We start from the raw sequence: 12,317 nt of genomic DNA, 5'->3' as shown, positions 1-12,317 counted from the left end.
CCCCGAGCCGCCTCTCCCCCCACGTCCGTCATTTCGCCTTCCCTTCCCAATCCGTCCTGCATGGAGTCGGTTTCGAGCGAGTTCATCGATACCCCCGCCGCTCTCGGAGCACTGCTGGCCGAGGTTGGAGATGAGCCCGTTTGCGCCGTTGATACGGAAGCTGACAGTCTTCACCGGTATCGGGAGAGCCTGTGCCTGATCCAGTTTGCTTGGGGTTCCCGCTGCGTGCTCGTTGATCCGCTTGCGATCGAGGATCTGGGAACCTTCTACGATTACCTGACCGGATCGACGGTCTGGATGCACGGGGCGGACTACGACATGACCATGATCCGCCGGGAGTGCGATCAGCTTCCGGTCAAGGTCTACGACACCCAGATCGGTGCCCGGCTTCTCGGTGTGAGAAAGTTCGGGCTGGCAAATCTGGTCGAGCACTATTTCGACGTCTCCCTTTCGAAGTCTTCGCAGAAGGCGGACTGGGGCAAGCGACCGTTGTCTCCGAAGATGGTGGACTACGCGCTCAATGATGTCCGCTATCTGCTCCCGATGGGTGAGATGATCGTCAAGGCTCTCAAGGAGTCGGGCCGGTTCGGCTGGTTTGTGGAGAGCTGCGAGTGGGCGAAAGCCAAGGTGCTCGAGAGGGACGAGTTGAAAGACGAGCCGTGGAGAATCCAAGGCGCCGGGCGCCTGGATCGGAAAGGGCTCAACTATCTCCGGTGCCTTTGGAACTGGAGGGACAGCGAGGCCGAGCAATGGGACCGTCCTTCGTTTATGGTCGTGACCAACAAGCAGTTGGTCGAGTGGAGCCAGATTCTCACGGCAGGCGGGCGCCTTGATCTTCCCCATCACTACCGTCCTGACCGCAAGCGACGGTTGTCGGCGGCACTGAAGGAAGCGGAAGCGGCGGATCCTTCGTCGTATCCGAAGAAGATGAAGGGGCTCAGAAGGCGCCGTGACCGGGATTTCGACCAGCGCGTGAACGATCTCATCGGCCGCCGCAACAAGATCGCCAAGGAACTCGATATCGATTCCTCGCTGCTCGGTTCCAGGGCGATGATCGAGGCTCTCGCAGCGGAAGACGAGGGCTACGAGAGCCAGTGGATGGACTGGCAAAAAGAGTGCTTGGGACTGGCCTGATTTTTCAAACTCGGAGCGGTTTTCCGGCGCGCTGTAAAATTTTGAAAATCAGCGGCTTGGGATTGCTCTGAGAAGCCCGAAAAATGTCCGTTTTGAGGACAATCGGCCTTGTCTCGAACCTCCGGATTTCGGACCTTTTGGGGGTTCATGTCCGACGAGTCCAAAGAGCCTGAAGAGGCCGAAACCAAGGTCAGTGGGGAGCAGCAGTACGGTGCTGAGCAGATCGACAAGCTGGAGGGTCTCGAGGCGGTGCGAAAGCGGCCCGGGATGTATATCGGTGACCCCGATGTCCGAGGCCTCCATCACTGCGTCTTCGAGGTTCTGGACAACTCGATCGACGAGCACCTGGCAGGCTACTGCAACCGGATCCGCATCTCGATCCATGTGGATGGCTCGATCAGCATCGTGGACGACGGGCGGGGCATTCCGGTGGACATCCACCCGAAGTTCGGAATTCCGGCAGTCGAACTGGTGCTCACGAGCCTGCACGCCGGCGGCAAGTTCGGCCAGGGAGCCTACAAGTATTCGGGCGGTCTCCACGGGGTGGGGGCGAAGTGCGTCAATGCCCTGTCCGACTGGTTCAAGGCCGAGGTGCGTCGCGAGGGCAAGGTGCATGCGATCGTCTTCGAGCGGGGGGTGACCACGAAGCCTCTCGAGGTGATCGGCGAGGTGCCTCAGGGCCAGACCGGCACGACGGTCACGTTCTTCCCGGACGCCACCATTTTCACCGATACGATCGAGTTTGAGTTCGAACGTTTGGCGAAGCGCCTGCGCGAACTCGCTTTCCTCAATCCCGGCCTGACGATCGATCTCGAGGACGAGCGTCCGGAGTCGGCCAAGAAGGACACGTTCTTCTATGCCAAGGGCATCGAGGAGTTCGTGATGCAGCTGGGTGAGAACAAGACCTTGGTGCACGCCGATCCGGTCGTTCTTAAGGGCAAGCGCAAGATCACGGTCGACTACGACGGCAAGGTGGTGGAGGACGATGTCTTCGCGGACGTCGTCTTCCAGTACAACGACAGCTACAACGATCAGATCCTCTGCTTCGCCAACTCGATTCCGAATGCGGACGGAGGCACTCACCTTACCGGCTTCCGCGGCGCCCTGACGCGGGCGATCAACCAGTATGCGAAGGCAAACAAGCTGCTGAAGGAGAAGGATCCGGCGCTCAGTGGTGATGACGTCCGCGAGGGCATCGTGTGCGTGATCAGCGTGAAGATGCCGAATCCGCGTTTCAGTTCGCAGACCAAGGACAAGCTGGTGAACGCCGAGATCGAGGGCGTGGTCGGCTCGATCGTGTACGACGGCCTCCAGACCTATTTCGAAGAGAATCCGAATCTGGCCAAGACGATCATCGACAAGGCGGTGAATGCCGCGCGTGCCCGGGAGGCGGCCCGCAAGGCTCGCGAAACGGTCCGGAAGTCGGTGATGTCAGGCGGCGGCTTGCCGGGGAAGCTGGCGGACTGCTCCGAGAGGGATCCTGCGAAGTCGGAAATCTACATTGTCGAGGGTGACTCCGCGGGTGGCTCGGCCAAGTCCGGCCGCAACCGGCAGACGCAGGCGATTCTTCCCCTCCGGGGCAAGGTGATCAACGTCGAGAAGGCCCGGCTCCACAAGGCGCTCCAGAACCGGGAAATCCAGGCCATGATCACCGCGATTGGTGCGGGGATCGGCGAAGGAGATCAGGAGGGTGCGTTCCAGCTCGAGAAGGTCCGCTACCACAAGGTCATTATCATGACCGATGCCGATGTCGACGGATCCCACATCCGGACGCTGCTGCTGACCTTCTTCTGCCGGCACATGCCGGAGCTGGTGAAGGCCGGATACCTCTATATCGCCCAGCCGCCCCTCTACAAGGTCACCCGGAAGAAGCGGGAGGAGTATGTGGCGGACGACGCGTCGCTGAACCGCATCCTCATTTCCCTCGGCTCGGACGACGTGCGGCTGCAAAAGCCCGGAACCGATGAGTTCGTCGAGAGCGACCTGCTCAAGGCGGTCCTCGAAGTGCTGGCACAGCTGACCCGTTACACGCGGACGCTGGAAGGACACGGCGGCAATTTCCGGGACCTGCTGGATGCGCGCGTTGACGGGAAACTTCCGGAGTACATGGTCCGGGTCCGGGAGGGCAACAACGAGGAGATCCACTACTTCGCCATCGAGCGCGACTTGCTCGCTTTCGCGTCGGAGAACCGGGACCTGCGGCTGTTCGAGGAGGAACTGTCCGAGACCGAGGAAGCCGAGTTCAAGGAACGCTACGGCTCGATGCCCCGGCGTGCGATGAAGTATGAGCTGCACGAGTCGCACGCGATTTCGAAGCTGCTGGCGCGCTTGCAGGAATTCGGGGTGCGGACGGATCCGTTCTTCGCGGACGACGAGCCGCTCTACGAACTGGTCGAAGGCGACGGCAAGGACACCGATCCGAGTCCGGTTTTCAATCTGTTCGAGATCCTCGACCGGGTGCTCGAAATCGGCCGGCGGGGGATGCGCATCCAGCGATTCAAGGGACTGGGTGAAATGAACGCCAAGGAACTCTATTCGACGACCATGGACCCCGCGACGCGCAAGCTGCTCCGGGTGCGGCTGGATGACGAGAACAACCTGGAGGCGGACAAGATGTTCGATGTCCTGATGGGTGACATCGTCGAGCCGCGGAAGCGGTTCATCGAAGACAACGCGTTGAACGTGCAAAACCTCGACGTCTGAGGCCCGGAGGCGAACCCAGAGACTTTCCAGAATAATGTCAGAGGAACAGATCAAGTCGATCAATGTGGCGGACGAGATGTCGAAGTCCTTCCTGGACTACTCGATGTCCGTGATTATTTCGCGCGCCCTTCCGGATGCCCGGGACGGGCTCAAACCATCGCAGCGGCGTTTGCTGTACGCTATGCACCACGATCTTTCCCTTACCCAAGGGAAGCCGCACCTGAAGTGCGCGCGGATCGTCGGTGAAACGATGGGTAAGTATCACCCCCACGGGGACGGAGCGATCTACCCGACACTGGTCAACATGGCCCAGCCGTGGACGCTGCGCGAACCGCTCGTCGATGGTCAGGGCAACTTCGGTTCGGTGGAGGGCGATGCCCCCGCGGCAATGCGTTATACCGAGGCCCGCATGACCCAGATGGGGTCGGCGATGATGACCGACATCGAGAAGGAGACCGTCGATCTTCAGGTCACGTACGACGAAAACTCGGTGGAGCCGGTGGTGCTTCCGGCGGCGATTCCCAACCTGCTGGTCAACGGCGGGACCGGTATCGCGGTGGGGATGGCGACCAATATCCCGTCCCACAATCTCGGTGAGGTGATCGACGGCGTCTGCGCGCGGATCGATGATCCGCAGATCACGATTGACGGCATCCGCGAGCACATCAAGGGGCCTGACTTCGCCACGGCCTGCGAGATTCGCGGGTTCAAGGGGATTGACAGCTACTTCCGCACCGGACGCGGCAGCGTGAAGATGCGCGGCACGATGGAGGTCGAGGAGAATGCCTCCGGTACATCGACCATCACCATCCGTCAGGTGCCGCACGGAGTGAACCGCGCGACCCTGCAGATCCGGATTGCCGAGCTCGTGCGGGAAAAGGTACTTACCGACATCAGCGGCATGCGCGACCTCTCCGACGAGGAAACGCGGATCGAGATCACTCTCAAACGCGACGCGCGACCGCAGGTCGTCGTCAACCAGCTCTACAAGCTGACCGCCATGGAGACCTCCTTCGGGGTCAACATGCTCGCGATCCACGAGCGCCGCCCGAAGCAGTTGTCGGTGCTGGACGCGCTGGACGCCTTCATCGAGCACCGCCGTGACGTCGTCATCCGCAGGACCCGTTTCCTTCTTAAGAAAGCCGAGGACCGCGCCGAGAACCTCGAGGCCTTCCTGTTGGCACTCGGTCACCTCGACGATTTCATCAAGATCATCCGGGAGTCGAGGAACCGCGACGAGGCCCGTGAACGTCTCAAGGCCTACGATTTCCCCATCGCGACGGCGGAGCGGTTGGGTGTGCTGATCCGCGATCAACCGAGCCTCGTGGGGGACCGCTACGTATTCACCGACCGCCAGGTCAACGCGATCCTGGAACTCCGGCTCTATCAGCTGACCGCGATGGAGCAGGACAAGATCAAGGGCGAATACGACTCGGTCATCGAGGAAATCAAGGACCTGATGGATATCCTTGCCCGCGAGGCTCGGGTGCTTGAGATCATCAAGACCGAGCTTCTCGAGATCAAAGAGAAGCACGCCACGCCGCGCCGGTGCCCGATCCTTCCGGACGAGGGTGAGATCGCGATTGAGGATCTGATTGCGAACGAGGGCATGATCGTGACCCTCAGCCACCGTGGCTACGTCAAGCGCACGCCCGCCAGCGAGTACCGGGTGCAGGGTCGCGGAGGCAAGGGGGTTCGCGGTATGGAAACGCGGGGTGCTGACGAGGACGACAAGGACTTCGTCGAGCAGCTCTTCTCGGTCCAGGCCCACGATTACCTGATGTTCTTCACCAACACCGGACGGGTGTATGTGGAGCGGGTCTACGAGATTCCCGAGGGATCACGGGCCGCGAAGGGGCGGAGTATCAAGAACGTTCTCAATCTGCAGCCTGAGGAAAGCATCGCGGCGATGCTGCGCCTTGAGCGGACGACGGATGACGATGGCAACGACGTCACCTTCCGTGAGGACGCCGGCTATGTGTTCTTCGCGACGCGCAGCGGCAAGGTGAAGAAGACTCCGCTGAACGACTTCAGGAACTACCGGAAGGACGGGATCATCGCGATCAAGCTGGAGGAGGGCAACGAGTTGATCGGAGTCCGCCTGACCAGCGGCAAGGACGAGGTCGTGCTTGTGACCCGCCAGGGCATGAGCTTGCGCTTTGTCGAGGATCAGGCCCGGCCGATGGGACGGGCGACCGCGGGGGTGACCGGGATCCGTCCGGTCGAGAATGACTACGTCGTCAGCCTGTCCCTCGTTACCGACGACGGCACGCTGCTGGTGGCGTCCGAGAAGGGGATCGGCAAACGCACCCCGTTCGACGAGTACCGCGTCCAGGGCCGCGGAGGCAAAGGCATCATCACGATGAAGGTCGGCGACAAGACCGGCGAGCTTGTCGGCGCGGTGGCCGTGACCAACGAGGACCAGCTGATGCTGATGACCTCGGGTGGCCAGAGTATCCGTATTCGGGTCTCCGAAGTTCGCGAGGCGGGACGGAACACGATGGGCGTGAAGTTGCTGTCGCTGAAGGGTGACGAGAAGCTCCAGGATATCGCCCGGGTGATCCCCGATGAGGACGAGGACGAGGAAGGGGAGTCCGAGGAATCGGAACAACCCGAGGCACCTGAGGCCGGATCGACCGAAGGCGACTCCGCCGACGAAGCTTGATCGCGTTAGACACTGCTCCTGCCTCGATCTAGCCCGCTGAACTGAGAGCGGGCGGATCGGGTAGGGCCGGTGTTCCGGGCCCTTGCCCTAGCGGTTGCCGGAGCGAAAGAAAGAGGATGAAGGTCCGTTCAGGCGGTCGCGCCTTCTTCGACCGCTGCCGCGGCGGGTTCGGTCGCGCCCTTGACCTCCGGCTTCCAGCTGAGCGCGCCCTTTTTCAGCGCGTAGACGTAGGCGAAGGCGAGAATGCCGGCGAATCCGGTCATGCTCACCAAGGCGGTCGCGTTCTGAGCGACGAGATCGCGGAATTGAACCGCCCACGGGTACATGAAGACCACCTCGATGTCGAAAATCACGAACAGCATCGCGACGAGGTAGAACTTCACCGAGAAGCGCGGAGCGCCTTCCCCGATCGGGAGCATGCCGCATTCGTAGGCGGTGTCCTTGGTGTCGTTCCGGCGGGCGGACTTCCCGAGCAGCACGCTGAGGGTGAGCGTGACGGCCGCGAAGCCTGCGGCCACGAGAATCTGGAAGAATACGGGAAGGAACTGGCTGCTCATCGAAGTTTCCGCGCCGTTGATAGGAAGAGCCCGGATGGCTGCCAAGAACGAAAAAGGAGGGTCTGGCCGGGCAAAGAAAAACCCGTGCCGGAACTTCCGGCACGGGTTTCAGGGGAAAGCACAGTGGGTGGGGAATCAATCTTCCTGCTGCTGCTTCGCGAGCCATTCGCTGGAAGCCTCGTGGACTCGATTGGTTCCTTTGTATTCTTTGCCGATTTTCTCGACCAGACCGCGGGTAACGAGGTTCTGGAGCTTCTCGTAGGCACGCAGGCGGAGCATCTCTTCTCCTCCGCTGACGGCGTTACGAAGCTTCAGGTTCTCGAACACACGCTCGAACAGGTCGTTGAAACCGAACACCTTATCTTCCGCGAGGACATTGCAGAGTTCATCCGTAACGTGATCTGGAAGCCGGCGTGAAAACCGGGTGCGTTTCGTGGTGGTTGCCATAGCGGCGGCAGGATAGCAGCAACCTGTAACAAAAGCGACTCAAAAAAAGGTAACGATTAAAAATAGGCCGAAATATTTTGCAATACAAAAATTTAAGACAATTTAAACAATTTTCATCGCTGTTCAAGGGGTGAGGGAAGGGGTTGACGCAGGCGGCGGGCGGCGCAAGCTGCCGCCCCATGATCGTCCGCTTGAGAGGGAAGGTGTGGGAGAGTTATCCGAACCGGTTGGTGGTCGACGCGGGAGGGGTAGGATACGAGGTGCTGGTGCCTTTCTCGAGCATGGACGGGCTCAAGCCGGTTGAGGGGCTCGAGGTCGATTTGCGCACCTACCACCACATTCGGGAGAACGGTCAGCAGCTTTACGGCTTCGCCAACGACGAGGAGCGTGACGTCTTTCTGCTCTTGATCGACCGGGTCAGCGGAATCGGTCCGGCGATCGCGATGGCGGTCCTCAACGGGATGCCGGTCAGCCGTTTCAAGGCCTGCGTGGCGTCCGGAGGGAGCGCCGAGCTGTCGAAGATCAAGGGCTTGGGCAAGAAGACCGCGGAGCGGATCATTCTCGAGCTGAAGGACAAGGTGGGCGTCGCCGAGACCTGGCGGGGTGTGGAGGCCGGTGAGGTGCAGCCGAAGGCGGCCGACGCGGAGCTGGCATTGGTGGCACTGGGCTACAAGCAGGTGGAAGCCCGTAAGGCGGTCCGGAAGCTGCTCGACGAGCGGCCGGATGCTTCGACCGAAGAGTTGGTGCGTGGCGCCCTGAAATCGATGACATGAGTTTGTCGCTGGAAGAAATTCGCGGCGCCCTTCCGGAAGGGGGATTGCACGAAGGTGGCTGGCGCTTCTCTCCGGAGCCGCTTAGGCTGACCAAGGCGGAGACGCGTTTCCTACAAGGGCTGGGTCATCCGCTGGCCCGTTTCCAGCACGCCTGCGACGAGATCTATCGCCGCAGTGCGGCAGGCTCCCTGCCGGGATGGATCGCCGAGCTGCTCGATACCGGCAAGCCGACATGGATGATCGAGCTTCAGCGCGAGGCAGGACGCCAAGGTCAGCGTCCGCGCGTGATCCGGCCGGACCTGCTGTTGCAGGACCGAGGATTTGCGCTGACCGAACTCGATGCCGTGCCGGGCGGAATGGGGATCACGGCATGGTTGTCCGAGCTCTACGCCTCCGCGGGTTTCGATGTTCTGGGAGGTGCCTCGGGGATGCTCGATGGCTTCTCGTCGATTCTCGGGGAAGGGGGCTCGGTGGTGATTTCGGAGGAATCGGAGGACTACCTGGCGGAGATGGAGTGGCTGGTGGCGAAAGCCGGAGGGGGGCGCAGCGTGGTGCCGGCGGCGGATTTCAAAGGGGGCGCCGACGAGGTCTACCGCTTCTTCGAATGGTTCGACTGGGAGAGTCTGCCCTTGTTCCGCTCCTTGGCGGAGGCGTCCGTCACCGGGGCGGTGAAGATGAACCCGCCGTGTCTGCCGCATCTGGAAGACAAGCTCTGGCTGGCGCTTCTGTGGACACCCGCGTTCAAGCCTCTCTGGCGCGACATGATGCGGGGCAGCCACCTCGACCGGATCCGCGAACTGGTGCCATTCAGTTGGGTGCTCGACCCGTCGCCCTTGCCGCCTCAGGCCGCTCTGCCCCGACTGGAAGTCCACTCATGGGACGAGGTCGCGGAGTTCAGTCAGAAGGAGCGGCAGCTGGTTCTCAAAATCAGCGGATTCCACGAAACCGCATGGGGGTCGCGCGGGGTATTCGTCGGACATGACCTGCCTGCGGCCGAGTGGAAGCAGCGCATCCGGCATGCCCTTGCCGATGCCGGCCAGCAGCCATGGATCATGCAGGAATTCCGGGAGACCCGGGTGGTCGAGCACCCGGTGTATCGGGATGACGGCTCGATCGAGACGTTTCGCGGGCGGGTCCGGCTCTGCCCTTACTACTTCATCGACGGATCCGGAGAGACGAGCCTTGGCGGCTGTCTGGCGACGCTTGCCCCGGCGGACAAGAAGAAGATCCACGGGATGCGCGACGCGGTGCTGCTGCCGTGTGCTCCCGCCTGAGGTGTCGGGTGGCGGACACGAAAAAGGCCCGGGTTGCCCCGGGCCTTTCGGAAAAGCTGGAATGCCGATCAGATGATGCCGGCTTGCTTGAGGGTCGCGTAGGCGCCGTTCTTGTTGATCGTCTTGAGCGCGCGGCAGGAGAGGGTCACGCGGACCCAGCGGTTGAGCTCGGGCACCCAGATACGCTTCGACTGAAGGTTCGGGGTCACCTTGCGCTTCACCACCTTGGTGACGTGACGGCCGATGCCGCCCTTTTTCTTGGCGAGACCGGAACGGTTGATTTTGCCGCCGGAGCGGACTCGGCTTCCTCGGATACTGCAGACGCGGGCCATGGTGGGAAAAGGGTTCGTGTTGAACGGGCGGCGAAGGATGCACGGGCGCCCCCGGCCGTCAAGGGAAATCGCGGCAACTGCTCAGCGCACTCGCTGGCCGGACTGCGGGTCGATCTCGATCGGCCAGCCCGGATACGGTTGGTTGTCAGGGGCGGCCTTGGCGGGCGACGCCCAATAGGGCCATGTGGAGAGGGTGATCCGACCGCTGGAGGTGTCGAAGGTGGTCACGCAGTAGCCGACCGCGCGGTCGAAGAGCCGGGCGGGTTCGCGGTCGATGTCCCGGGGGTTAGCGACGGCATGGAGGGTGATCGGATTGCCGAAGCCGTCGGTGAAGTCACCCAGCCATTTCGGGTCGTCCGAACGCCGGTTCTTGCCGGGCTCGGAGGGCATCCAGCGTCGTGGCCAGACGTTGGCGGTGGCCGGCGTCGCGGTCCACCAGGTGCCATCCTTCCATTTCTCGATCCCGTACTGGCCGGTGGTGGCGAGGTGCTGGTCGCCGGTGATGTGAAGGGCCTTGGCTTCCTTCATCAGCTCGAGCGCAAGATCACGCTTCTCGCGCGGCCAGCCGTTGGTGTCGAAGTCGGCCTTGGGTTCGTCGTCCGGTGCATACTCGCCATCCTTGTAAATCGGCAGGCTCGGAACGCGGGTATCGTCGTGGATGTCCTTCGGCAGGGTCTGCGGAGCGCAGAACGGCGACTGTGAAATGGCGAGCCGGAAGCTGGTTCCCTTGGCCGGGTTGCGCGCCCAGCGTCGCAGGAATGCCTCCTGCCGAGGGCCGAGCAGTTCGGCATCGGGGTGGGAGGACTCCGTCTTGGCGTCCCAGCGGAGATTGCGAGGCCATCCGTTTTCGATCTCCGCCACAGGCAGGAGGTCTCTGGGGGCTGACTTGAACTGACGGTCGGAGAGCACCGCGATATCCAAAGGCCCGTAAGCGAAGCGGGTGAAGTAGACGCTGATCCCGCTGCGGCACGGTGCCGGGTCGGCGGGCTCGGGGAGATTGCCGGCCTGACTGCGGTGGACGGCATTCACGAACTCGACCGACATCTTGTAGCCGCCGGAGTCCTGCGAGGGGTTGCCGTATCCGCGGCTCACATCGGCCGCCTTTCCGCCGGCTCCCCACAGGTTGCCGTGGAAGACATCGTGGTCGTCCGGGATGGTGATCGAAGGCCGGTTCCTGAGCAATTCCCGCCAGGTCCAGCCGTGCATCGCGTACTTGCGCAGGTACGACAGCAGGGCCCGATCGTTCGGCTTCTGGTCGTAGATGAGCCCGTAGCCGCCGATGCCCTCGTAGATCTGGTCGCCGTGGAACGTGATGAGATCGGGTTCCTGAGCGGTGACATTGGCGACGAGATCGTTGTGGGGGAAACCGGTCGCGTCGTTGCACGACAGCGAGGCGACGGTGACCTTTCCGCTTTTCGGCAGAGGTTGGATCGTTCCCGTCCATTTGGTTCCGGTCAGGGTCACCGTGAACTCGGTCGGCCTGTCGGTGGGGACGTTACGGACCCGGAAGAGCGCGGTGCGGGAATTGGGCTCGAGATCGGCGAGGACCTGCTCGCGACCCGGCAGGTCCAGGGTGGCTTCGAGTTTGGCGTTGCGGGAGAAAGGAGCCGCCTGGATGAGCAGTCGGAGCACTCCCGCGTTGTCGAGGGTGTAGGTGGACCACAGGATGGGACCGAAGGCACGTTCGGGACGGGCCACTATCTTGCCGCCGCTGAGGTCGACTCGCGAAAATGCGAAGCGGCCCTCGTCACCCCGGAGCTGGGAAATCGCGGGCAGCTTGGCCGGGCGCGGCTCGGTGAGTTTCACGGGCTTCGGAAGTTGTGTGGAAGCCATCAGCGCGACCAGTCCCTCAAGCCTCGAGCCGTGAACTTCGGTCGTCGCCTTGCCTACGATCTTCCCCGTGGCGTCGGTGACCCGGAGGGTGCAGCGGTAGAGATCACCTTCGGCGGGCTCCGCCTTGAATTCGAAATCAAGATTTCGAATCGGCATCGGTACCGTGGAGGTTTCCTCAAGGGCGGAACCGATGAAGGGTCGGCCGGTGAAGTCGATACCCACCGCAAGGCCCGAGCCGCTGACCGCGGAGTCCCGATAGTCGTTGAAATCGCCCTGACGTCCGACCTCGAAGCCGACATAGCCTTCTCCCCGGGTCTCGAAGGAGATCTGGTCGACGTTGGTCGTCAGCGTGAAGGCCTCACGAGCGGGGCCGATCTCTCCTGTCAGCACCACGAGGTTGCGGTTGCCGCCCGAAAAGCGGTTCTCGATCCGACCGTCGACCAGCATCCAGTCTTCGGAGGGATTTGCCCAGAAATCGCGACCGGGCCAGGGTCGTTCGGTTTGCGGCGAGATCACCGGAGCGACCCGATCGGCGGATGCCACGGTGATCAGCAGAACGGACAGAAGGAAGGGCTTCACGGCCGGAGGCTAGCGCCGCG

The 12,317-nt window shown here is 62.3% G+C and carries 9 protein-coding genes; 5 read left to right on the top strand and 4 right to left on the bottom strand.

Features of this window, described 5'->3' with window-relative positions:
* The first annotated feature begins 60 nt into the window (after positions 1-60).
* The 3 genes from HAHE_RS02180 (at position 61) to gyrA (ending at position 6,502) form a co-directional block, all read left to right on the top strand.
* A complete protein-coding gene (locus HAHE_RS02180) occupies positions 61-1,134 on the top strand; it encodes a hypothetical protein (RefSeq protein ID WP_338688193.1) in 1,074 nt (357 codons plus the stop codon).
* 147 nt (positions 1,135-1,281) lie between these two features.
* Positions 1,282-3,837 carry a DNA topoisomerase (ATP-hydrolyzing) subunit B gene (gene gyrB / locus HAHE_RS02175; protein WP_338688192.1) on the top strand — a complete coding sequence of 852 codons (2,556 nt, stop codon included), beginning with the start codon at positions 1,282-1,284 and terminating at the stop codon, positions 3,835-3,837.
* A gap of 34 nt (positions 3,838-3,871) precedes the next feature.
* Positions 3,872-6,502 (top strand): DNA gyrase subunit A, encoded by a 2,631-nt coding sequence (gyrA, locus tag HAHE_RS02170; protein ID WP_338688191.1) that lies wholly within the window; start codon positions 3,872-3,874, stop codon positions 6,500-6,502.
* Positions 6,503-6,630: 128 nt separating this feature from the next.
* Here gyrA and HAHE_RS02165 read toward each other — a convergent pair whose 3' ends face one another.
* Together HAHE_RS02165 and HAHE_RS02160 are read right to left on the bottom strand one after the other, a co-directional pair.
* Positions 6,631-7,059: an NADH-quinone oxidoreductase subunit A gene (locus HAHE_RS02165; RefSeq protein ID WP_338688190.1), complete on the bottom strand. Its 429-nt coding sequence runs from the start codon at positions 7,057-7,059 to the stop codon at positions 6,631-6,633.
* Between the two features lie 135 nt (positions 7,060-7,194).
* Complete coding sequence (locus HAHE_RS02160; RefSeq protein WP_338688189.1) at positions 7,195-7,506, bottom strand: hypothetical protein; 312 nt, start codon at positions 7,504-7,506, stop codon at positions 7,195-7,197.
* A 179-nt stretch (positions 7,507-7,685) separates the two neighbouring features.
* Between HAHE_RS02160 and ruvA the strand changes: the two genes are divergently transcribed.
* Together ruvA and HAHE_RS02150 are read left to right on the top strand one after the other, a co-directional pair.
* A complete protein-coding gene (gene ruvA / locus HAHE_RS02155; protein ID WP_338688187.1) occupies positions 7,686-8,279 on the top strand; it encodes a Holliday junction branch migration protein RuvA in 594 nt (197 codons plus the stop codon).
* Complete coding sequence (locus HAHE_RS02150) at positions 8,276-9,553, top strand: hypothetical protein (protein ID WP_338688186.1); 1,278 nt, start codon at positions 8,276-8,278, stop codon at positions 9,551-9,553. The genes ruvA and HAHE_RS02150 overlap by 4 nt, the downstream gene beginning before the upstream one ends.
* 68 nt (positions 9,554-9,621) lie before the next feature.
* On the opposite strand, the gene rpmB is transcribed toward HAHE_RS02150, so the two are convergent.
* Both rpmB and HAHE_RS02140 read right to left on the bottom strand, forming a co-directional pair.
* Positions 9,622-9,885 carry a 50S ribosomal protein L28 gene (gene rpmB, locus HAHE_RS02145; protein WP_338688185.1) on the bottom strand — a complete coding sequence of 88 codons (264 nt, stop codon included), beginning with the start codon at positions 9,883-9,885 and terminating at the stop codon, positions 9,622-9,624.
* Between the two features lie 81 nt (positions 9,886-9,966).
* Positions 9,967-12,297, bottom strand: a complete 2,331-nt coding sequence (locus HAHE_RS02140) for an alkaline phosphatase D family protein (RefSeq protein WP_338688184.1) — start codon at positions 12,295-12,297, stop codon at positions 9,967-9,969.
* Positions 12,298-12,317: the final 20 nt, after the last annotated feature.

The organism is Haloferula helveola, from assembly GCF_037076345.1.
Lineage (GTDB): Bacteria > Verrucomicrobiota > Verrucomicrobiia > Verrucomicrobiales > Akkermansiaceae > Haloferula > Haloferula helveola.
The sequence above is the reverse complement of the archived record's forward strand: the minus strand, read 5'-3'. Positions and strand labels throughout refer to the sequence as shown.